Consider the following 22063-nt stretch of genomic DNA (forward strand, 5'->3'; position numbering starts at 1 on the left):
ATAAAAACGTCTTCGGGGACCCGGATATTATGCGATGGTCACTTCATCGTCGAGGTAAACGTCCTGAATGGCGTGCAGCAGGGCGATGCCGTCCTTCATCGGACGCTGGAAGGCCTTGCGGCCGCTGATAAGCCCCATGCCCCCGGCGCGCTTGTTGATCACGGCCGTCGTGACGGCCTCCTGCAAGTCCGAGGCCCCGCGCGACTCGCCGCCCGAGTTGATCAGGCCCACGCGGCCCATATAGCCGTTGGCCACCTGATAGCGGCAGAGGTCGATGGGGTGGTCCGAAGTCAGCTCGGTGTAGACCTTGTCGCTGGTCTTGCCGAAGCCGACGGCCCGGAAACCGCCGTTGTTCGACGGGAGTTTCTGTTTCACGATGTCGGCCTTGATCGTCACACCGAGGTGGTCGGCCTGCCCCGTGAGATCGGCCGAAGCGTGGTAGTCGGTACCCTCCTTCCTGAAACCCTCGTTGCGCAGGTAGCACCACAGGATCGTCGCCATGCCCAGTTCGTGCGCCAGGTCGAACGCGCGGGCGATCTCGACCAGCTGCCGGCGGCTCTCCGGCGAACCGAAGTAAATCGTGGCCCCGACGGCTGCGGCGCCCATGTTCCAGGCATCGCGCACCGTGCCGAACAACACCTGGTCGTAGGTGTTGGGGTAGGACAGCAGCTCGTTGTGGTTGATTTTGACGATGAAGGGGATTTTGTGCGCGTATTTGCGCGCCACGGCGCCCAGCACGCCGAAAGTCGAGGCGACGGCATTGCAACCGCCCTCGACGGCGAGTCTGACGATGTTTTCCGGATCGAAATAGGCGGGGTTCGGGGCGAACGAAGCCCCCGCGGAGTGCTCGATGCCCTGATCCACGGGCAGGATCGAGACATAGCCCGTGCCGCCCAGCCGTCCGTTGGAGAGAATCCATTGCAGGCTGCCCAGCGTACGGACGCTGCGGTCGGATTCGGCCCAGATGCGGTCCACGGTGTCGGGTCCCGGCAGGTACAACGACTTTTTGTCGATGGTGCGGCATACGTGGGAGAGGTAGTAGCCGGCCTGCTCCCCTAAAATTTCAACTGTCTTGCTCATAATCGCTGTGTTTTGGTCATTTTACGAATCCCGTGCAATTCCGGGTCCAATCAGGTCCCGTTTACGGCCTAAAAGTTACCGAAAAATCCGGGAGGTTGTTCCCGGCGCGGGAGGCGGAGCGCGGATTCGGACCGAATGGTACAGAGGTAGGACAGAAATGCGAAGCGGGCGCGCCCGTTCAGGGCATGCGGCGAGGCCCGTTCAAAGCGTTCCGGCTGCTGCGGGCCGGACTACGCAGGGACACAAACCGTCCCGGACGCAGAATTTACCGCCCGGAGCGGACAAAAGTCCGAAACCCGGATACCTATTTTTTGTTGTTGCGGTACTCGGTGGGCGATTCCCCCGCGTGCTTCTTGAAAAAACGCCCGAGGTAGGACTGGTCGGGAAACCGGAGCCGGTAGGCGATCTCCTGCACCGAAAGGTCGGTCGACTGGAGCATCATCTTGATCTCCAGCATCACCGAACGGTCGATGAACTCCTTGGCCGAACTGTGCGCCACGCTGCGCACGATGGTCGACAGGTAACGGGTCGAAATGCAGAGTTTGTCGGCGTAAAACGACACTTCGCGCTCCTGGGCGCAATGCTCGTGCACGAGAGCGACGAAACGGTGGAACAGCTCCGACTGCCGCGTAGTCGTCTCCGGCACGCGGTGCTGCCGGGCTGCGAAACGCTGCATCTTGTCGTAACTCTCCAGCAGCAGATTCTGCAAACGGTTCTTGATGATCGTATTGCGGAACACGTTGCCGCGGTCGCGGTAGGTGTAGGCCGCCATCTGGAGCCAGATCGAAGCCCCCTCGACGATCCGCTGGGGCGGATGGGAGATCGGACGCTCGCGCAGGGCGTGGAAAAACGAAGGGTCCATCCGGAAGGCCGCCTCGGAAAAGAGATCCCGCGAAAACGAGCAGTAGGCCGCCCTGAAATCCTCCGTGCGGTCGGTGAGCATGAAGATAGATCCGGGCAGCAGCAGCACCATCGTATTGCGGCGCACCTGCCCCTGGTACTGGTTGACGGTGGCGTCGGCGCTGCCGCTGCGACAGAAGAGAATCGCACCTCCTTCCACACGGCAGGCGTAATTGCCGAAAAAGGCGAAATCGGATTCGCCCACAACAAATTGCTCCTCGGGAGTGGTGATTAGCGGATTGACCTGTGGCATACAATTCTTTTTTCGAACAAAAATAATGAAATTTTCGATAAATATTCCATTTTTATTCCGAAAAGTACCAATTCTGTTCGCAATAAAGGGTACATTGATACCGTTTTTAAAATACTTTTGCACCTGAAAAAGTTTTTTAGTCCAATCAGTTAAAGGAATTGTTATGAAGCAAACATTTGTGAAAGCTGCCGTTTTGGCATGCTGCATGGCGGCCGTCGGATGCAAACAGGCTCCGATGACAATGGGCCCCGGCGAATACGCCGTAATGACCATCGCCACCACCGACCGGGAAATCCCGAGCAACTACTCGGCGACGATCCGCGGCCGTCAGGACATCGCAATCTATCCGCAGGTTTCGGGAACGATCTCACAGCTCTGCGTCAACGAAGGTCAGAAAGTCGCCAAGGGACAGACCCTTTTCATCATCGACCAGGTTCCCTACAAAGCCGCCTTGCAGACCGCCGAGGCCAACGTCGAGGCCGCCAAAGCCGGCGTGGCCACCGCACAGCTCACCTACGACAGCAAGAAGGAGCTTTTCGCCCGCAACGTCGTTTCGCAGTTCGACCTCTCGACGGCCAACAACAACCTGCTGACGGCCAAGGCCCAGCTCGCACAGGCCGAGGCACAGCGCGTGAACGCCGCCAACAACCTCTCCTACACGGTCGTGAAGGCTCCGACCGACGGCGTGGTGGGAACGCTGCCGTACCGCGTCGGCGCGCTGGTGAGCGCTTCGATCCCGCAGCCGCTGACCACCGTGTCGGACAACTCGGAGATGTACGTCTACTTCTCGATGACCGAAAACCAGCTCCTGGCCCTGACACGCCAGTACGGCTCGATCGCCGAAACGCTCAAGAGCATGCCGGGCGTACAGTTGCAGCTCAGCGACGGTTCGACCTACGACCAGACGGGCCGCGTGGAGTCGATCAGCGGCGTCATCGACACCTCGACGGGCAGCGTGTCGCTGCGCGCGGCGTTCCCCAACCCGAACGGACTGCTGCACAGCGGCGGTGCGGGCAACATCATCCTGCCGAGCATCTACAAGGATTGCATCGCCGTTCCGCAGGCCGCGACGTTCGAACTCCAGAACAAAGTATATGTATATAAAGTGGTGGACGGCAAGGCCTCTTCGGCGATGATCGACGTCGAGAAGATCTCGAACGGCCGCGAGTATATAGCACGCGCGGGACTCGTGCCGGGCGATGTGATCGTTGCCGAAGGCGTGGGTCTGCTGCGCGAAGGCACGCCCATCGTTCCGAAGGGCCAGGCCGCAGCAGCCGCTGCCGCAGCACCCGCAACCGACGAGTCCGCCGCTCAAACCCAAACCGAGAAGGAGGAATAACCTATGACACTCAAGCATTTCATAGAACGACCCGTATTGGCGTCGGTCATATCAATCGTAATCGTAATCGCCGGTCTGATCGGTCTGGCGACACTGCCCGTCGAGCAGTATCCCGACATCGCGCCCCCGACGGTCATGGTGCGCGCCTCCTATCCGGGAGCCAGCGCCGAAACGATTCAGAAGTCGGTCATCGTACCGCTCGAACAGGCCATCAACGGTGTGGAGGACATGACCTACATGACCTCCAGCGCAGCCGTCGGCAGCGCCTCCGTGACGGTCTATTTCCGCCAGGGAACCAACGCCGACATGGCGGCCGTCAACGTGCAGAACAAAGTGTCACGCGCCACCGGCCAGCTTCCTCCCGAGGTCACGCAGATCGGTGTGACGACCATGAAGCGCCAGACCTCGATGGTCAAGATCTTCTCGCTCTACAGCCCCGATGACTCCTACGACGAGACCTTCCTGTCGAACTACCTGAAGATCAACGTCGAGCCGCGCATCCAGCGTATCCGCGGCGTCGGCGAGGTGTTCACCCTCGGCGCAGAATACTCGATGCGCGTCTGGCTGAAGCCCGACGTAATGGCCCAGTACAAGCTCATCCCGTCGGACGTGACGGCGGCGCTGGCCGAGCAGAACATCGAATCGGCGACCGGTACGCTGGGCGAGAACTCCCAGAACACGTTCCAGTACACGATGAAATACCGCGGACGCCACCAGACGCCCGAAGAGTTCGGTGAAATCGTGCTGCTCTCGAAGCCCGACGGCACGCTCCTGCGTCTGAAGGACATCGCCGACATCGAACTGGGCAGCGAATCCTACGCTTACAAAGGTTACACCAACGGCCATCCGGGCGTCAGCACGATGATCTTCCAGACGGCCGGTTCGAACGCCACGCAGGTCGTGAACGACGTCAACGCCCTGCTCGACGAATTGCAGGCCGAACTGCCGAAAGGCATCGCCATCGCACATCTCCAGAGCGTGAACGACTTCCTCTACGCCTCGATGAAAGAGGTGGTCAAGACCCTGTTCGAGGCCATTCTCCTCGTGATCCTGGTCGTGTACGTCTTCCTGCAGGACATCCGCTCGACGCTCATCCCCACGGTGTCGATTCTCGTGGCGCTGGTCGGAACCTTCGGCTTCCTCGCATTCGCCGGATTCTCGATCAACCTGCTGACCCTCTTCGCGCTGGTTCTTGCGATCGGTACGGTCGTCGACGACGCCATCATCGTCGTCGAAGCCGTGCAGGCACGCTTCGACGCGGGCTACAAATCCTCCTACATGGCGACCATCGACGCCATGTCGGGTATCACGTCGGCCATCGTGACCTCGACGCTGGTCTTCATGGCCGTGTTCATCCCCGTCGCCATGATGGGCGGAACGTCGGGCGTCTTCTACACGCAGTTCGGTATCACGATGGCCGTGGCCGTGGGTCTTTCGGCCGTCAACGCCCTTACGCTGTCGCCGGCGCTCTGCGCCATGATCCTGAAGCCGTACCTCGACGAGAACGGCGAGATGCGCGACAACTTTGCAGCGCGTTTCCGCAAGGCCTTCAACACGGCATTCGGAGCCTTGGTCAACAAGTACAAGCACGGCGTGATGCTCTTCATCAAGCACAAGTGGCTGATGTGGTCGACGCTCGGCCTGACCATCGCGGCGCTGGCTCTGCTGATGAACACCACCAAGACGGGTCTGGTTCCCGACGAGGACCAGGGTACGATCATGGTCAACGTCACCACGGCCCCGGGTTCCTCGCTCGCCGAGACCCACAAGGTCATGGAGCAGGTTTCGCAGCGCATCAGCGGCATTCCGCAGATTCGCGACTACATGCAGGTGGCCGGTTACGGCATGATCGCCGGACAGGGTTCGTCGTACGGTATGGCCATCATCAAACTCAAGGACTGGGACGAGCGTCCGAACAAGGAGGATGACGTGAACGCCGTCATCGGCCAGATTTACGGCCGCACCGCCGACATCAAGGACGCACAGATCTTCGCCGTGGCTCCGCCGATGATCTCGGGTTACGGAACCTCGACCGGTTTCTCCATGCACCTGCAGGACAAGACCGGCGGCGACCTGACCGAATTCTACAATATTTACCTGCAATTCATCGGCGCGCTGAACCAGCGTCCGGAGATCGCCCGCGCATACTCGACCTTCAACATCAACTTCCCGCAGTACATGGTGGACATCGACGCGGCGAAGGCCAAGCGTGCCGGCATATCGCCGACCTCGATCCTCTCGACGCTGGCAGGCTACTACGGCGGCCAGTATGTTTCGAACATCAACCGGTTCTCGAAAATGTACTATGTGACGATGCAGGCCGATCCGAAATACCGTCTCGACACCGAGTCGCTCAACAACGTCTACGTGCGTTCGAGCAGCGGCGAGATGGCTCCCCTGGGCCAGTTCGTAAATCTGACGAGGGTTTACAGCTCCGAGGTGCTGAACCGCTTCAACATGTACAGTTCGATCGCCGTGAACGGTACGGCCGCCGACGGTTATTCGTCGGGCGACGCCATCCGGGCCATTCAGGAAACGGCCGCGCAGGTGCTTCCGAAGGGCTACGGTTACGAGTTCGACGGCATCACGCGCGAGGAGGCCCAGACGGGCAGCAACACGGTCATCATCTTCGGTATCTGTATCCTGCTGATCTACCTCATCCTGAGCGCGCTGTACGAGAGTTTCCTCATTCCGTTCGCCGTCATTCTGTCGGTTCCGTGCGGTCTGATGGGTTCGTTCCTGCTCGCCAAGATAATGGGACTGGAGAACAACATCTACCTCCAGACGGGTATCATCATGCTGATCGGTCTGTTGTCGAAAACGGCCATCCTGATCACGGAGTACGCCGCCGACCGCCGCGCCGCGGGCATGAGCCTCTCGCAGGCCGCCGTGTCGGCCGCCAAAGCCCGTCTGCGTCCCATTCTGATGACCGTCCTCACCTGCGTGTTCGGTATGATCCCGCTGGTGCTCTCGCACGGCGTAGGCGCAAACGGCAACTCGACCCTCGGTGCAGGTGTCATCGGCGGTATGATCGTAGGTACGCTGGCGCTGCTGTTCCTCGTGCCGACGCTGTTCATCGTCTTCCAGACGTTGCAGGAGAAAGTCAAGCCCCTGGAATTCGATCCCGATCCGCAGTGGGCCGTGCGCGCCGAACTGGAAGAGTGTAAAAACGAGAAAGAGGAGGAGTAACACATGAAAAAGATCCTGATTATATGCGCCGCGGCGGCGCTGACCGGCTGCGGCATCTACAAACCCTATACCCGTCCCGAGGTGACGACCGCAGGGCTGTACGGATCGGCGGAGACCGCCGACACGACCACCCTGGGCGACATCCGCTGGCAGGAAATGTTCACCGATCCCCAGTTGCAGGCGCTTATCGCGCTGGCGCTGGAGAACAACACCGACCTGCTGTCGGCAGGCTGGCGCGTGAAGGAGGCCGAGGCGACACTTAAATCGGCGCGTCTGGCCTACCTGCCGTCGTTCAACTTCGCCCCGCAGGGCAGCTTGAGCAGCTTCGACGGCGGACCGACGGCGAAAACCTATTCGATTCCCGTGACGGCCAGCTGGCAGATCGACATCTTCAACGGACTGACCAACGCCAAGCGCAAGGCCAAGGCGCTCTACGCCCAGAGCAAGGAGTACGAGCAGGCCGTGAAGACGCAGCTGATCTCGGGCGTGGCCAATCTCTACTACACGCTGCTGATGCTCGACAGCCAGTACGAGGTGACGGAGGAGACGGCCGCCAAATGGCGCCAGAGCGTCGAGGCGATGCGCGCCCTGAAAGAGGCGGGCTACGCCAACGAGGCCGGAGTGGCCCAGTACGAGGCCAACACGCTGGCCATCGAGGCATCGCTGCACGACCTGGGCTACCAGCGTACGCAGGCCGAGAACTCGCTCTGCTCGCTGCTGGGAGAGGTTCCGCACACCATCGCACGCGGACGTCTCGAAAACCAGCAGCTGCCCGACGACCTGACGGTCGGCGTACCCCTGCTGATGCTTTCGAACCGTCCCGACGTACGTTCGGCCGAGTATTCGCTCATGCAGTCGTACTACGCCACGGCGAGCGCCCGTTCGGCCCTCTATCCCTCAATCACGCTGAGCGGCACAGTGGGCTGGACCAACAACAGCGGCGCAGGCATCGTCAATCCCGGCAAGCTGATCTGGAACGCCGCAGGATCGCTCCTGCAACCGATTTTCAACGCCAACGCCAACCGTGCCCGCGTGAAGATCGCCAAGGCGCAGCAGGAGGAATCGAAGCTGTCGTTCCAGCAGACGCTGCTCAACGCAGGCGCCGAGGTCAACAACGCCCTCACGCAGTGCCAGTCGGCCCGCGCCAAGGCGGACCTCCGCGAGCGGCAGATCGAAGCGCTGGAGCGCGCCGTGGAGTCGACCGAACTGCTGATGCAGCACGGCTCGACCACCTACCTCGAAGTGCTGACCGCCCAGCAGTCGCTGCTTTCGGCACAGCTGTCGCAGATCGCAGACCGTTTCGACGAAATCCAGGGAACCGTGAACCTCTACCAGGCTCTCGGCGGCGGACGTGACATTACGGAGGAAAAATAATGAAACGGGGAGTGACCAAAGAGGAGATCATCCACGCTACGCAGGAGCTTATCGCCCGGAACGGCATCCGTGCCGTCCGGGTCGATGAGATCGCGCAGACGCTGGGAATCTCGAAACGCACCCTGTACGAAATGTTCACCGACAAGAATGACCTCGTAAGCGCATGCCTCGAGGCCATGAGCCACCAGCAGCGGGAACGCATCGTCGCCTGCCGCAAACGGCGCGGCGGCAATCCGCTGCAAAAGGTGCTCCGGCTGACGAACGAATACATCGACAACCTCTATACGGTAGACCACCGTTTCCTGTCGGACATCAGCCGCAAGATCATCTTCGCGGAGCACTACGACGAGCACCGGGAATTCTGGCGCAGGGAACTGACCGACTACCTCGAAACCTGTCGCCAGGAACAGCTTCTGCTGCCCGAAATCGACGCCCCGGCATTTGCCGAGCAGTTGATGAGCACGATCCTCGACCTGCGCCTGAACGGCACGGTCCGCGAGGAACTCCGGCTCTTCTGCCGGACGATACTCCGCGGCGCGGGGACCCGGAAGGGCATCGAACTGATCGACCGCAAACCGTGAGTTTCGCAATACGCCTGTAAAAAAGCCCCGCAGCCGAACTGCGGGGCTTTTTTACGCCCGGAAACGACATGGCCGCCGGACGCCGCAAAGGCGTCTCCGTCCGCCCGAGGCCCGCAGACCTCTGCGAAGCGAAGCCGCGGGTTCCGCGGAGTTTCAAAGCCTGCGGTCCCCGGGCCTGCGGAAGCCCCGCACGGCCCGGCCGTCCTCGATACCCGCGCAGCCCTCGGTCCGCCGGCATCTTCCGGATGCGAAAAAGGCTGCGAACGATTCGCAGCCTCTTCCCATAACAGGTCGTTTTCTCAATAGATCCTGCCGGCATCGGCGCTCTCCAGATACCACTCCGCGTGCTCCGCGCCGTTGGACGAGGCCCATGCCATGAAGTGTTCGTAAACGCCGCGGATGTCGTTCGCCTCGGCAGGGTAGCGGAACTCGCCCGGAATCATCAGCGCCCACATCATGTAGTTGTTCTTGGTCTGGTCGCCCTCCGTCACGAAGAACTTGTAGGGATCCGAAGGCAGGAACGAACCCTTGCCGATAATCCCCGAAGCGGTCGGCGCATAGCCCGGCATGTGAATCTCGCTGGTGCGCTGCTTCGGCGCGATGAAGAAGTTCATCTCCGAATCCAGTACCGAGGCGATGTCCACCGGCTGCGAGAAGGTCACCGTCGTGGTGTGTTTCCGGATTGCAGCGGCGGGCTGTCCCTTCCAGGTGTTCGAGGCACTCAACAGCTCCTCCGTCCTGTTGAAGAACGGAATCACGGCACAGGGGCTGTCGGCGTCGAGCCCCCGCGAAGCGAACGCACCGCTGCCGAAGCCCTCGTGCGACGAGACGACGCCGGCCACGTCCGACGTCTGCACCTTGTCCATCTGCACGGCTCCGGCGATGTCGTAGGTGGTCCCCGCAGCACGCAGTTCCCAGTTGATCGTAAGAGCCGAGACCTTGCCGCCGTCCTTCGACGTCATACGGTCGATACGGCTCACGATGACCACGTCGTTCATGTCGTAATCGCCCAGCCACGGCCAGTTGTCCTCGAAGCAATAAGTATAGGTATGTCCGGGAACGTTCGCATACTCGTCGGGTTCCGGCTCCGGATCAGGATTTACGGGGTCCTTGCCGCCGTTGCAGCCGTTTTCTGTGATGATCGTCGTCTGCGACGCCGACATCACGGCTCCGTCGGTCAGATAATCCTTCCGGATCGTGTAATCCTTATCCCGGTCGTTGTCATAAACGACCTCGATCGCTCCCGAGAAATAGGTTTCATGCCCTTTGCGGGTATACGCCTTCTCCGAAATCAGGACCACGGCCCTTGGATCGGCGTCGCCGGTAAACGCGAATCTGTTCCCGCCGCCCTTTTCGTCGGCGTTGTACTCCTCCATCGTGAAGATCGCGCCTCGGGCCATCGACACGTTCGTATTGTTGAATTCAACCCTTCCGGCATCGAGTCCGGCATTCGCGCTGAAATTGAACTCCGCCCCCTGGGCCTCCAGCTCGTTCACCGAAGTGTGGCAGTTCACCCAGATCGTACCGCGGGCGGTCATCTCTTCGATCGAAGCCCGGCCGCGCTGGTAAATGGCCGTACTGCGCTCCAACTCGCACTCGTCGTTCACGACGAGCAGGGCGTTCTCGCAGTTGTGGAACTCGCCGTCGGAATTGATTTTCAGATCGTCGACCGTAACGGCGCCGTCGTTGTAGATCCGCGCGGAGTTAGAAACCTTCATCTCGTCGGTCACGGTCAGCACGCCCGTCGCCGTGTTGTAGACAGTCAGACCGTTATTCATGTCGAGGCTGCCATCGACCGTCAACGTACCGTTGTTTACGATGCATTTGCCGCTGACATTGGGTTTCCCGACGGACAGCTTGCCATCGGCAAAGACGTAGAGCGCAGCCCCGTCGGCGGCGGAAGGCTGAATTTTCAGGGTCCCGATCTTCACCTCGCCGCCCGGCAATACAGCCAGTTTGGCCCGTCCGATGTTGAGCGACGAAAGCGTCAGTTTGCCGGCGACATAGAGGATCGGGGCCTGATAGGGGCTGAACCCGCCGTTGAGATCCAATTTGCCCGCAACCTCCGCCCCGGCAGGGATCAGGTATTCGGGAGCGGCGTAAAAAGCCCAACTGGCTCCCAGCTGGTAGCTCTTGCCGCTCTCGATCGCAGTGATCACGGCTTTGGAATCGAACGACGCCGCATCGGGCGCCTCCATTTTCGGATAATCGGGCATCGAACTCCCGACCCGGGCGTTCGCCGCCAGACGCATCTTCGGCGCAGCGGCAGCCTTCATCGAAGCGCCCGTCACGGCTACCGTGCCGTGCGCCCCGACCATCTTCACCGACTTCGTGCCGTCGGGCAGGGTGGTCTGGACATAGAGGTTTTCGGTCCCGGCGTTCAGTGTGAACGCCGACCGGAAAGGCATAGCGGATTTCGCCACGCCCCGGGCCGCCAGATTCTCCGCCGAAAGGATCGGCGAGGAGTAAATGCGGATCACGGCATAGGGTGGCGTCGCGCCTTCCACGACAGGCGTCGACACCGAAACGGTCACGTTCCGGGTCGTTTTCCAGTCGAAATCGGCGGGAACAGCCCCCGGCACAACCGGACTGTCAGGGCTTCCGCCCAGATCCTTCTGACAGGAGGAAGCGACAACAGCCACCGCCATCAAAGCCGTGCAAAGTTTTTTCATATCGTAATTTTCTAAATGTGTGATGCATTCTGTCTTCGCGACAAATACTAAGTATAATTTTCTCAACTACAAAATTCCGCTCATTTATATGACAAAAAAAGCCCGTTTTTTTACGCAAAACAAAATTCCGGCCGAAAAAGAGGATTTCCGAAAAAATTTCCTATATTTGCACCGTAAGAGCAACAGAAGCGAATGACCAGCCCTGCAACATACGACTGTCGGCGCCGCGGAGAACACCGCGGAACGATGATGATGTCCATGTGCATGTGCAACCGTTTTCGCCGGGTGTAGCTCCTTCATGCACTGAAAATGACACAATCCGGCTTCGTAGAGGTCGGATTTTTTTATCGGATTTTTTAACGACAGATATAACATACCATGGATTCAAAAAAGTACCGTTTCGAAACCCTCCAGATTCATGCGGGCCTGCAACCCGACGAACCCACCGGCGCCCGGGGCGTGGCGATCTATCCCACGGCGGCCTATCGGTTCAAAAACTGCGACCACGCCGCAAGGCTCTTCGAATTGAGCGAAGGCGGCAACATCTATACGCGCCTGCAAAACCCCACCACGACGGCCTACGAACAGCGCATCGCCGCCCTGTACGGGGCTGTGGGGGCGCTCGCCGTCTCGTCGGGCATGTCGGCCATCCTGATCGCCGTGCTTTCGCTGGCGGCTGAAGGGGACAACATCGTCGCCTCGCCGTTCCTCTACGGAGGCACCTACAACCAGTTCCGCACGTCGCTGCGCCGGCTCGGCATCGACTGCCGCATCGCCCCGAGCGAGCGTCCCGAGGATTTCGAGGCGCTGATCGACAGCCGCACCAAGGCGCTCTACGCCGAGAGCATGGGCAATCCCACCTGCGCGGTCCCCGACCTGGAGGCGCTGGGCGAACTGGCCCGGCGGCGCGACATTCCGTTCATCGTCGACAACACGTTCGGTGCGGCGGGCTACCTCTGCAACCCGTTCGAGTGGGGCGCGAACATCGTCGTGGACTCCGCGACGAAGTGGATCAACGGCCACGGGACGGCCATGGGCGGCGTGATCGTCGACGGCGGCAACTACAACTGGGCGAACGGCAAATTCCCGCAGATCGACGGACCTTCGGAAGGGTATCACGGGCTGAATTTACACGAGGCGTTCGGTCCGGCGGCCTTCATCGTCAAATGCCGCGTCGACGGGCTGCGCGACCTGGGATGCTGCCCCTCGCCGTTCGACTCCTACCTGATGATGATCGGGCTGGAGACCCTCTCGCTGCGCGTGAAGCATCAGGTGGAATCCACCTGGAAACTGGCCGAATACTGCCGCAGCCACCCGAAGGTCGAGCGGGTCAGCTTCGTGGGATTCGACACGCACCCGAGCCATGAAAACGCCCGCAAATACTACCGCTACGGCTCATCGGCGGTCTTCACCGTCGAACTCAAGGGCACGCTCGAAAGCACCGTGCGCTTCGTCGAATCGCTCCGCCTGGCGGCCAACATGACCATGATCGGCGACTCGATCACCGTCGTGACCCATCCGGCGTCGACGACCCACAAACAGTTGAGCGACGCCGACCTTACGGCGGCAGGCGTCACGCCCACGCTGCTGCGCATCTCGCTGGGACTGGAAAACGCCGACGACCTTATCGAGGATTTCGAACAGGCTTTCGCACAAATCGGATAATGGAACCGCAGATTTACATAGCTCCCGGACCGTTCGAACTCGAAACGGGCCACACGCTGCCCGAGCTGCGGATCGCCTACCACACCTACGGCACGCTGAACGCCGCCAAGGACAACGTGGCATGGGTGTGCCACGCGCTGACGGCCAATTCGGACGTCGCCGACTGGTGGCCCCACACGGTCGAGGCGGGACGGTTCCTCGACCCCGCACGCCATTTCGTCGTCTGCGCCAACATCATCGGCTCGCACTACGGCACGACGGGGCCGCTGCACGTGAATCCCGCCACGGGGCGGCCCTGGTACAAGGATTTTCCGCCCTTCACGATCCGCGACATCGTGCGGGCGCACCGGCTGCTGGCCGACGCGCTCGGCATCGGGCGCATCGGGACGCTGGTGGGCAGCTCGGTCGGAGGTTTCCAGGCCGTCGAGTGGGCCGTTTCGGAACCGGAGCGGATCGAACGGCTCGTGCTGATCGCCACCGCGGCCAAGGCTTCGCCCTGGGCCATCGCCATCGACGAAACGCAGCGCATGGCCATCGAGGCCGACACGACTTTCGGCCAGCCGCGCGACGACGCCGGAATGAAAGGACTGGCGGCGGCCCGGGCCATCGGCCTGCTGAGCTACCGCGGTCCCGAAGGCTACAACCTCACCCAGCAGGACCGCGAGGAGCGCCCCGCCGTGCACCGGGCGTGCACCTACCAGCAATACCAGGGCGAAAAACTCCGCCGCCGTTACAACGCCTACTCCTATTACGCGATCCTCGACGCCTTCGACACGCACGACGCGGGCCGCGGGCGGGGCGGACTGGAGCAGGCGCTCCGCAGCATCACGGCCCGGACGCTGGTGGTCGGCATCACGACCGACATCATCTTCACGCCCGCCGAGATGCGCAGCCTGCACGCCATGATCCCCGGCAGCGCGTACCACGAAATCGACTCGCCGTTCGGCCACGACGGATTCCTCGTCGAACACGAACAGTTGAACGACATACTGCTACCTTTTATGAACAATTAAAAACCGGATACCCCATGACCAAAATCAAAATCGGACTGTTCGGATTCGGCGTCGTCGGACAGGGCATCTACGAAGTGGTGCGCAAATCGAAGAACGCCCACGCCGAAATCGTGAAAATCTGCGTCCGCGACCCCAAAAAGCCGCGCAAGATCGAAGTCGACCCTTCGCTGTTCACCACCTCGGTCGACGACATCCTCGACAACCAGAACATCAACCTCGTGGTGGAGGTCATCGACGATGCCGATGCCGCCTACAACATCGTCAAACGGGCCATGCTGCGCGGCATCCCGGTCGTGTCGGGCAGCAAGACGATGCTCGCCAAACACCTTCCCGAGCTGATCGAGATTCAGAAAACCCGCAACGTGGCGCTGCTCTACGACGCTTCGTCGTGCGGCTCGATCCCCGTGATCCGCAACCTCGAAGAGTACTACGACAACGACCTGCTGCTGGAGGTCAAGGGCATTCTGAACGGCTCGTCGAACTACATCCTCTCGCGCGTCTTCGACCACAAGGACTCCTACGCCAACGCCCTCGCGCAGGCGCAGGCGCTGGGCTTCGCCGAAAGCGACCCCTCGTTCGACATCGAGGGCTACGACTCGCTGTTCAAGCTGGTGATCATCACCGTGCATGCGCTGGGAACCTACGTCGCCCCGGAGCGCATCTTCACCTACGGCATCTCGACGATCCACGATTCGGACATTCAGTACGCCCGTGAGAAAAACGTGAAGATCAAGCTGGTGGCGCAGGTCGTCAAGGTGAGCGACGAACATTTCACGATGTTCGTCATGCCGGAGTTCGTGACGCCCGCCAAGTACATTTACAGCGTCGACGACGAGTACAACGGCGTGGTGATCCGCGGCGAATGCTACGACCGGCAGTTCATGTTCGGCAAGGGCGCGGGCAGCCTGCCCACGGCGTCGTCGATCCTGAGCGACATCATGGCGCGGCTGAACAACTACCGCTACGAGTACAAGAAGATGAACTACATCGAGAAACCCGACTACACGACCGACATTACGCTGAAAATCTACGCCCGCTACAAGGAGACCGACGTGCAGGGCATTCTGAACTTCTCGAAGATTCACGAACAGTTCATCAGCGAGGAGAGCAACTACGTGATCGGCGAGATTCCGCTGCGCGAACTGCTCGAAAAAAGATCGCAGCTTTCGGGCAGGGACGTCTTCCTGGCGAACATCCCGATCTTCTTCCTGAACCGCGATTAAACAGAAAAAGGTCCCTTGACAAGGGACCTTTTTCATTGCCTACCGCACGGCGTCGTCTTTCACGCAGCGGACCGACAGGCCGTATCCGAGCGGAACCTCGCCGGTCACCGGATCGGTCGTGGTGCTGTAAACCAGGCAGCCGCTCCGCTCGGCCGTGGCCTCGCAGCTTATCAGATAACCTTTGTCGGCGTCTCCGTACCTGTTCGACGTGCCGTTCACGATCCAGTATCCGGCGCACCTGAAAAATCCGGCCGCAGGCCCGGCGGCAAGGAGCGCTTCGAGTTCGGCCAATGCGGGAACGTGCCAGCCCTCGGGACAGATGCCCCGCAGCGGAGTCCCGGACCGGACCGTGGCGCCGCCCGTCACCGTCTTATAATCGTACAGCAGCCCTTTTTCCGCCACCGCGGAAAGTCCCTCCTCGGGATACCATACGCCATCGCCGATCTCCGTACCCGCAGGCTGGTAGCGCAGGTTCTCGGCCATCCATACCTGTCCGCCGATCTTCGCCGTGCGGTAGGTATCGCCGCCGTATTCCAGTTCGGAAGCCTCCCCGCCGTCGCCCTCGTCAAGCGAACCGCCGTCTTCCCAGTCGCTGACCTCGCCGCTCAGCTTCAGCTCGATGTCGATGTTGGTGACGAGCACCGACATGTCGTACCTTCGGCCGCTTTCGAGCGTCGCCGAAGAGAGGGTCTTGCTGCGGCTCTTGCCGTCGCGCGTGGAGACCGTGACGGTCAGCGCCCCCTGCTGCGGCACGAGAATCGCACGGTAGGAGGCGTCGGGCGTCACTTCGAAGGTTTCGATTTCAGCGGCCGCCGCGCCGGCTTTCGCCGAAGCCGTCGGCACGGAGAGATCCACCGAGGCCGTCGGGACGAATCCGCCCACGGCGACGCCCGAAACCGCAGCATCGGAATTGTTGGTAATGACGATGGTCAGCTGTGACATCAGGTGATAGAACAGCATCCCGACGGGCGTGCCCGTGGGCGTCACGTTCTTCGCCACGGCTCCCAGCAGGTCCGAGGAGGCGCAGCCCGCACTCTGATCCCGCGCCACGGAGAACTCGTCGGGAACGCCCGACGCCGAATAGGGGAAATAGGCCGTGAGCGTCGAGGTTTCGTTCAGGTCGTTGTACCACAGCAGGCCGGAAGCCGTGAAGGCCGAGCCGTCGTAGGTCATCTGGTGGTTCCGGACGTAATCCGAGCCGTTCTTCGTGACGGTCAGACCGATACAGTCGCCCGTATCGAAATGAAGCCCCGTGACGCGGGTTTTGATCGACGGCGTGATCCGGATGCCGGGAACCGCATCCCGCTTATCGGCACAGCCGGGTGCAGCGGCGAGGCCCGCCGCCAGAAGCGCAAGAAGGAGTTGTCTTTTCATCATTCAGGTTTATTTTTGCGACTTTTAATCACAAAAATAAAACTTTTTATGTTATTCACAAGACCTCCGGTCAGTTTTTGTAATACGATTCGTCGAGTCCGAGCGTGAAATTCCCGCGCCGGAACCAGGTGACGGCGGCCAGCGCGAACACCAGCGCGGCGTTGAAGAAGAACGGGAAACGGTCGCTGTGGGTGTGGAACAGATGGCGGAACATGTCCATGATGAAGGGGCAGATCATCACCGCAAGGTAGTTCATCGCCATGACGAACGACAGCGCGAGCGTCGCCGAGCGGGGCGGAGCGATGGTCGCCGCCTTGTCGTAGATGACGGGCTGGATCACCCCGTAGCCGAAGCCCGTGAGCAACGCCCCGACGACGAGCATCGTCTTGTCACGGAAGATCCCCACGCACAGCAGCCCCGCGCAGACCAGCCCCAGCGACACGAGGTTGACGTTCTGCTTCAGCGCGCGGATGATCCGGTCGATAAACAGCCCGGGAAGCATGATCGCCAGGAAGAACAACGAGATCAGCACACCCGAAAACGAACTGCTGATCTTGTAGTCGTCGACCAGAAACGAGGCGTAGAAGGCGATGGCCAGCACGGCGTAAGTGGCGAAGAAGTAAAAGAGCATCAGTCCGACGAGCTTGCCCCGGTCGATCCGTTTGTGGCGCATCTGGATGCTCTGCTCCGGCTCGGGCGTGGAGCGGCTGCGCCGGAGGAAGAACGACAGCGCGAGCGAGATGCCCGGCAGGGTATAGACCAGGAACGGAAGATGCCAGTTGACCTCGGCCAGGTAGCCCGTCACGGCGGTCGCCACGACGAGCGTGAGGTTGTTGATCGCCGAACTGTACCCCAGCTGCCGGACGCGGCTGTCCCCCGTGAAATAGTCGACGATCAGGCCCGTCGAGAGGGGGATGACCATGCCGGCGCCGACACCGAGGATGCAGCTGATGACGATGAGCCACGCCATGCTGCGGGCGAACAGGCAGGCCACGCCGCTCAAAAAGAAAATCGAAAGTCCTACGATCAGGATTTTGAGTTTGTCCCTCCCCTCGGAGAGTTTTCCGGAGAGCAGCACGAAGGGGATGATCAGCAGCGACGGCAGCGAGGTGAGCATCTGGATTTCGAGGTCCGTAACCTTGGGAAACACCTTGTTCAGATCGCCCAGAATAGGGGAGACGGCCAGTCCGGGCAGCGACGCAATGGCCGACACGGACCAGATTGCCAGCAGCACGACGAGCGTAACGGAGCCTTTTCCTGTCTTGATTTTCATAGCCGGGGATTTTAGTACCGCTATCCCCGCAACTGTTATACCAAACGAAAACGGACCGGCATCAAGGCCGGTCCGTCGTTCGGTTTCTTCCGGATGTCCCTATTGCACCCTCACGCAACGCACCGACATGCCGTTGGCACGGGCATAGGGGACGTTGTTTTCGAGGCCTCCGCCGGTGGTCTTCTTCTCGAACCAGAAGTGGAAAGCCGGGGATTTCGTACCCGACAGCGTCCCTGCGGTCCAATAAAGGCCCTCCCAGGGCTGCGCCTCCTCGGCCACGCTGCGCACGGTGACGGGGTTGTAAACGTTCAGGATCGTGCTGTTGTCGTAACGGCGGCGTCCTGCGCCGATAAACAGCGACGAGGTTCCCCGCTCCGGATCGGTCAGGCCCCAGCCGTATTTGTCGGCATCCGCCGCCGTGGGGGCTCCCACAAGTTTCAAACCGTCGAACACGGCCGACGGAGCCACCCGCCAGCCATAGGGACAGGGATCGTAGGCGCTCTTTTTCGAAGCGGACCACAAATCGTCGGAATGTGCGCTCCACAGCCAGTCGTTCTCCGAACCGGAGACGCCCGTGATGAAGGTCAGCGGGTGCTGCACGGCGTAAGCCACCGTACCCGTCTCGGCGCTCGAAGCGGCCGTCCGCAGGTAGACGCGGCTGCCGCCGCCGTTGTACATGCTGGCCGATGCGCCGTTGGCGGCGTTGTACGAACTCGGGCCGATGAAGGGGTCCTTACGGCCCCACTGATAATAAAGTCCGTACGAGGCGAGGATGTTCTCCACCGACGAGTTGTCGGCGGCCAGCGCCCCGAGGTTGCGGGTCATCATCGAATAGCCGTTGAAATCGACCGCACCGCCCTCGGCCTCGGGATCGTAGTCCGCAGCCCATACGTGCCAGCTCCAGATCAGCGTGCCGCCGGCGTCGTAGGCTCCGATCACGGCGTTGCCCTCCTTGATCTTGTCCCCGTCGTCGCTGTCGGCAGCCACGTAGAACGACGCCTTGCCGTCTTTCAACTCCAGGTATTGGATCAGATTCGACCGGCTCTGCCAGACGACATCGACCGAAGAGGTCGCCAGCTCGGTCAGGTCGCCCTTGTACATGGCGTCGATCAGGTAGTTGGTCTCCTTCTTGTTGATCAGATAACTGTTGGCCGGCTTACGGCTCAAATCCTCGGTGTCGACCACACCCACGAAAAGCGTCGCCGAAGCCGTCGATCCGCCGTGCACCTTGCCCGTCAGGGTCACCGAACCCGACTTTACGGCATCATTGTCGTCGTCGAACTTCTCGGGAGAGACGACCGTAATGGTGCGGTTCGCCGCGTCGATAACGGGATCGCTCCAGCCCGTGGGTTTGCCCGTTATCGAGAAACTCTCGATGTTGGAGGCCGAAAAGCCCACCGTCACTGCGTCGCCCGCATTGAGGAAAACGGCCGGAGAATCGAACGCGATCGTTCCCGATTCCTTGTCCTTGCTGCACGAAGCAAAAAAAACGACGGCCGCAACCGCGCAAACCAACCCTGCAAATCTTTTCATATAGTTCATTCTTTTCTTATTTCAGTTTCAAAATCAACGGCAAAGATAATAAAAAGTCGGACGGGTGCAAAACCGAATTGCGCACGGTTCAACAAAACTTCCCCTCCCGAAAGTGCCGTCACGGCACCAAAGATACCAAAAAGCGGAATAAATGCCACATGCCCGTCCGAATAATTGCATTTGGGAACAATTATTGCCGCCTATTCCCTAACGAATCAGAAACGCATATAGTATGTCGAAATTGAAAATCGAAACGGGAAGTTCTCCCGCCGAGGAGCGCTTCAGCATCACCGTGACCGAAAAAGGCCCCTTCCTGGTCTACGGACGCCCGCCGCTGGCCGAGCAGTTCATCATGCCCAACGAGCAGAACGAAAGCTGGTATTTCCAGGAAGGGCGGCGCTTCTCGACCGAGGCGGAACCTACGGCGCTCTGCCGCTGCGGGGCCTCGAAACGCAAACCTTACTGCGACGGGAGCCACGAAACGGCGACCTGGGACCCGACGCTCACCGCACCCTACGAATCGCTGCTCGACAAGGCCGAGACCGTCGAGGGCGGGACCCTCACGATGACCGACAATCCGAAATACTGCGTCTTCGCGCGCTTCTGCCACCCCGGGGGCGACGCATGGACGCTCACCGAGCGGTCCGCCGATCCCGAAGCACGCCAGCTGGCCATCCGCGAAGCGTCGATGTGCCCCGGCGGACGGCTGACGGCCTGGGACCGAAAAACGGGCAGCCCCTACGAATTCCGGTTCGCCCCGAGTCTCGGGCTGATCGAGGACGTCACCATCGGCAGCAGCGGCGGCCTGTGGATTCGCGGCGGCATTCCCCTGCGGCGCGAAGACGGCCATACCTACGAAATCCGCAACCGCGTGGTCGCATGCCGCTGCGGCCAGTCGGCCAACAAACCCTACTGCGACGGCACGCACGCGGCGATCAAGTGGCGCGACAACCTCGAAGGCGAACCGGTCGGCGAAACGCTGCCCGAGGAGGTCTACTGACCCCGCGCCAAACAAAAGCGAGCCTTCGAAGGCTCGCTTTTGTCATTCCATAACACCGTTCCGGGCCGCGGCGCCGATCCAGCAATCGGCCATCAGTCGCTGACCGGCAGGCGTGGGGTGGATGCCGTCCCACACCCAATAGGTCGCATCGCCGTTCGGCAGCCGCGTTTCCAGATCGGCGATAAGCCGGTGGAAGGGCACGAGCGTCGCGCCGTAGTCGGCTGCGATTCGCTCCACGATCACACAGCATTGCGCCAGTATCCGCTGCCGCAGGGGATAATATTCGCCCAATGCGCCTTCAACGATCTTCCCGCAGGGTGCGGCAAAGGGCGTGCACAGTACGATTTTCAACGCAGGATTTGCCTGCCGGGCCTGATCGAGCAGACCGCGATAGGTCCTTTCCCAGTCGGCAAAATCGAAATCGGGAACCGTTTTCGGATCGTCGGCGCGCAGCAGTCTGCCAAGGTGACGTTCCGCATCGTTCGTCCCGACAAACACCGACAGCACGTCGGGTCGCAGGTCGATCACATCCTCCTGCCAGCGGGCGGCAAGGTCGCCCAACGCATGACCGCCCACGCCGCGGTTGAAGAACCGGTAGTCGCGATCGGGGAAATAGCCCTGGTAATAGCTGGCGCATAAATACATATACCCGCTGCCGAAAAGGTGGTTGCGATCCCACAGATTGCGCTGCGACGACGGTTTTCCGTCGGCCTTGCCCCAATTACCGTCGGTGATCGAGTCGCCGATATACACCACACGCCGCCCCGAGGCCGTCACGGCCGGCTGGGGCGCATTCCGGGCGAACCAGCGCTGAAAGAAAAGCATCTGGCAGGGGAGCGACGCGGACCAGTAGGCCGCGTTGTGCGCACCGGGACGCACCAGGAAATCGTGCCCCACGCCCTGCCGCATCAGCTGTTCGTGGAGGTTCAGATTCACCTGATAGAAGAAATCCTGATAACCGCAGTCGAAGATGAGCGCCAGTTCGCCGTCCCGGAGCGAAGCGGCCTGACGGATCACCGTATGCGCGTTCCAGCGTTCCGGATTGTCTTTCAGTTCGCCCAACTGTTTCTTCATCTCCCACGAGTCGGGGAAAGGCCGGATGTCCACGCCTCCCGAGGTCGATCCCGCAGCCCCGAAACGGTCTTTGTGGCGCAGCGCTACCCACAGCGCGCCGTGACCGCCCATACTCAAGCCCGTGACGGCGCGGCCCTCGCGCGAAGGAATCGTCAGGTAGCGGGCGTCGATCCAGTCGGGCAGTTCCTGCGCCACGAAGGTCTCGAACTGCGACGCCGGATCGAGGGGACTGTCCCAATACCAACTGTTCGCGCCGTCGGGGCAGACGACGATCATCCCGCAGGCGTCGGCCAGCGGACGCAGGTCGGTGATGTTCTGCCACGTCGTGTACGAACCGCCGAAACCATGCAGCAGGTAGAGCACGGGCATGCGCCGCCCGACGCCGGCATCGGGAACCACGACCAGCGCCGGAATTTCGCGCTGCATCTTCGCGCTGAAAACCGCCACCGTGTCGATCTGCGCAGCGGAGGCTCCCGCCGCGGCAAAAGCGAAAAACAGAATCAAAAGGCACTTTCTCATA

16 protein-coding genes are annotated in these 22063 nt (G+C 61.0%); 8 read left to right on the plus strand and 8 right to left on the minus strand.

Going from position 1 to position 22063, the window contains the following annotated elements; all coding sequences use genetic code 11:
• Positions 1-27: 27 nt before the first annotated feature.
• Both DWW03_RS03515 and DWW03_RS03520 read right to left on the minus strand, forming a co-directional pair.
• Positions 28-1080, minus strand: a complete 1053-nt coding sequence (locus DWW03_RS03515) for a class I fructose-bisphosphate aldolase (protein ID WP_022061357.1) — start codon at positions 1078-1080, stop codon at positions 28-30.
• Positions 1081-1384: 304 nt separating this feature from the next.
• Entirely contained in the window at positions 1385-2233 is an 849-nt protein-coding gene (locus DWW03_RS03520) for an AraC family transcriptional regulator (RefSeq protein WP_022061356.1), read from the minus strand.
• 163 nt (positions 2234-2396) lie between these two features.
• Between DWW03_RS03520 and DWW03_RS03525 the strand changes: the two genes are divergently transcribed.
• From DWW03_RS03525 to DWW03_RS03540, 4 genes are read left to right on the plus strand one after another with little or no spacing between them, the layout of a single operon-like run.
• Positions 2397-3572, plus strand: a complete 1176-nt coding sequence (locus tag DWW03_RS03525) for an efflux RND transporter periplasmic adaptor subunit (protein ID WP_022061355.1) — start codon at positions 2397-2399, stop codon at positions 3570-3572.
• Positions 3573-3575: 3 nt separating this feature from the next.
• Positions 3576-6761 carry an efflux RND transporter permease subunit gene (locus tag DWW03_RS03530; RefSeq protein WP_022061354.1) on the plus strand — a complete coding sequence of 1062 codons (3186 nt, stop codon included), beginning with the start codon at positions 3576-3578 and terminating at the stop codon, positions 6759-6761.
• A gap of 3 nt (positions 6762-6764) precedes the next feature.
• The gene (locus DWW03_RS03535) at positions 6765-8135 is read left to right on the plus strand and encodes a TolC family protein (RefSeq protein WP_015546203.1); all 1371 of its coding nucleotides are present in this window, start codon (positions 6765-6767) and stop codon (positions 8133-8135) included.
• Positions 8135-8716: a TetR/AcrR family transcriptional regulator gene (locus tag DWW03_RS03540; protein ID WP_022061353.1), complete on the plus strand. Its 582-nt coding sequence runs from the start codon at positions 8135-8137 to the stop codon at positions 8714-8716. The genes DWW03_RS03535 and DWW03_RS03540 overlap by 1 nt, the downstream gene beginning before the upstream one ends.
• 299 nt (positions 8717-9015) lie before the next feature.
• Here DWW03_RS03540 and DWW03_RS03545 read toward each other — a convergent pair whose 3' ends face one another.
• A complete protein-coding gene (locus DWW03_RS03545; protein ID WP_259301973.1) occupies positions 9016-11388 on the minus strand; it encodes an LruC domain-containing protein in 2373 nt (790 codons plus the stop codon).
• A gap of 378 nt (positions 11389-11766) precedes the next feature.
• On the opposite strand from DWW03_RS03545, the gene DWW03_RS03550 reads away from it, so the two are divergent.
• Genes DWW03_RS03550 through DWW03_RS03560 form a run of 3 tightly spaced genes read left to right on the plus strand, consistent with a single transcriptional unit; the run spans position 11767 to position 15289 of the window.
• Positions 11767-13053, plus strand: coding sequence for an O-acetylhomoserine aminocarboxypropyltransferase/cysteine synthase family protein (locus tag DWW03_RS03550; RefSeq protein ID WP_022061350.1), 1287 nt, complete (start codon positions 11767-11769; stop codon positions 13051-13053).
• Positions 13053-14066 (plus strand): homoserine O-acetyltransferase family protein, encoded by a 1014-nt coding sequence (gene metX / locus DWW03_RS03555; RefSeq protein ID WP_022061349.1) that lies wholly within the window; start codon positions 13053-13055, stop codon positions 14064-14066. Before DWW03_RS03550 ends, metX begins: the two co-directional genes overlap by 1 nt.
• A 14-nt stretch (positions 14067-14080) precedes the next feature.
• Positions 14081-15289, plus strand: a complete 1209-nt coding sequence (locus tag DWW03_RS03560; RefSeq protein ID WP_015546206.1) for a homoserine dehydrogenase — start codon at positions 14081-14083, stop codon at positions 15287-15289.
• A 39-nt stretch (positions 15290-15328) separates the two neighbouring features.
• Here DWW03_RS03560 and DWW03_RS03565 read toward each other — a convergent pair whose 3' ends face one another.
• The 4 genes from DWW03_RS03565 to DWW03_RS16540 form a co-directional block, all read right to left on the minus strand.
• Positions 15329-16666, minus strand: a complete 1338-nt coding sequence (locus DWW03_RS03565; protein WP_118406323.1) for a fimbrillin family protein — start codon at positions 16664-16666, stop codon at positions 15329-15331.
• A 67-nt stretch (positions 16667-16733) separates the two neighbouring features.
• A complete protein-coding gene (locus tag DWW03_RS03570) occupies positions 16734-17936 on the minus strand; it encodes an MFS transporter (protein ID WP_015546208.1) in 1203 nt (400 codons plus the stop codon).
• A 99-nt stretch (positions 17937-18035) separates the two neighbouring features.
• Positions 18036-19469 carry a hypothetical protein gene (locus DWW03_RS03575; RefSeq protein WP_162852216.1) on the minus strand — a complete coding sequence of 478 codons (1434 nt, stop codon included), beginning with the start codon at positions 19467-19469 and terminating at the stop codon, positions 18036-18038.
• Between the two features lie 5 nt (positions 19470-19474).
• Positions 19475-19627 carry a hypothetical protein gene (locus tag DWW03_RS16540; RefSeq protein WP_153811586.1) on the minus strand — a complete coding sequence of 51 codons (153 nt, stop codon included), beginning with the start codon at positions 19625-19627 and terminating at the stop codon, positions 19475-19477.
• A 74-nt stretch (positions 19628-19701) separates the two neighbouring features.
• On the opposite strand from DWW03_RS16540, the gene DWW03_RS03580 reads away from it, so the two are divergent.
• On the plus strand, positions 19702-20469 hold the full coding sequence (locus tag DWW03_RS03580; RefSeq protein WP_022061346.1) for a CDGSH iron-sulfur domain-containing protein: 768 nt from the start codon (positions 19702-19704) through the stop codon (positions 20467-20469).
• A 42-nt stretch (positions 20470-20511) separates the two neighbouring features.
• Here DWW03_RS03580 and DWW03_RS03585 read toward each other — a convergent pair whose 3' ends face one another.
• Positions 20512-22062 carry an alpha/beta hydrolase-fold protein gene (locus DWW03_RS03585; protein ID WP_022061345.1) on the minus strand — a complete coding sequence of 517 codons (1551 nt, stop codon included), beginning with the start codon at positions 22060-22062 and terminating at the stop codon, positions 20512-20514.
• Position 22063: the final 1 nt, after the last annotated feature.

Origin of the sequence: Alistipes sp. AF14-19 (assembly GCF_003461645.1) — a bacterium.
In the GTDB taxonomy this organism is placed as follows: domain Bacteria; phylum Bacteroidota; class Bacteroidia; order Bacteroidales; family Rikenellaceae; genus Alistipes; species Alistipes shahii.

What these genes read in the sequence shown, in the direction of transcription:
- DWW03_RS03515 (WP_022061357.1), bottom strand. Translation starts at nt 1,080, where the DNA reads ATGAGCAAGACAGTTGAAATTTTAGGGGAGCAGGCCGGCTACTACCTC.
- DWW03_RS03520 (WP_022061356.1), bottom strand. Translation starts at nt 2,233, where the DNA reads ATGCCACAGGTCAATCCGCTAATCACCACTCCCGAGGAGCAATTTGTT.
- DWW03_RS03525 (WP_022061355.1), top strand. Translation starts at nt 2,397, where the DNA reads ATGAAGCAAACATTTGTGAAAGCTGCCGTTTTGGCATGCTGCATGGCG.
- DWW03_RS03530 (WP_022061354.1), top strand. Translation starts at nt 3,576, where the DNA reads ATGACACTCAAGCATTTCATAGAACGACCCGTATTGGCGTCGGTCATA.
- DWW03_RS03535 (WP_015546203.1), top strand. Translation starts at nt 6,765, where the DNA reads ATGAAAAAGATCCTGATTATATGCGCCGCGGCGGCGCTGACCGGCTGC.
- DWW03_RS03540 (WP_022061353.1), top strand. Translation starts at nt 8,135, where the DNA reads ATGAAACGGGGAGTGACCAAAGAGGAGATCATCCACGCTACGCAGGAG.
- DWW03_RS03545 (WP_259301973.1), bottom strand. Translation starts at nt 11,388, where the DNA reads ATGAAAAAACTTTGCACGGCTTTGATGGCGGTGGCTGTTGTCGCTTCC.
- DWW03_RS03550 (WP_022061350.1), top strand. Translation starts at nt 11,767, where the DNA reads ATGGATTCAAAAAAGTACCGTTTCGAAACCCTCCAGATTCATGCGGGC.
- metX (WP_022061349.1), top strand. Translation starts at nt 13,053, where the DNA reads ATGGAACCGCAGATTTACATAGCTCCCGGACCGTTCGAACTCGAAACG.
- DWW03_RS03560 (WP_015546206.1), top strand. Translation starts at nt 14,081, where the DNA reads ATGACCAAAATCAAAATCGGACTGTTCGGATTCGGCGTCGTCGGACAG.
- DWW03_RS03565 (WP_118406323.1), bottom strand. Translation starts at nt 16,666, where the DNA reads ATGATGAAAAGACAACTCCTTCTTGCGCTTCTGGCGGCGGGCCTCGCC.
- DWW03_RS03570 (WP_015546208.1), bottom strand. Translation starts at nt 17,936, where the DNA reads ATGAAAATCAAGACAGGAAAAGGCTCCGTTACGCTCGTCGTGCTGCTG.
- DWW03_RS03575 (WP_162852216.1), bottom strand. Translation starts at nt 19,469, where the DNA reads ATGAAAAGATTTGCAGGGTTGGTTTGCGCGGTTGCGGCCGTCGTTTTT.
- DWW03_RS03580 (WP_022061346.1), top strand. Translation starts at nt 19,702, where the DNA reads ATGTCGAAATTGAAAATCGAAACGGGAAGTTCTCCCGCCGAGGAGCGC.
- DWW03_RS03585 (WP_022061345.1), bottom strand. Translation starts at nt 22,062, where the DNA reads ATGAGAAAGTGCCTTTTGATTCTGTTTTTCGCTTTTGCCGCGGCGGGA.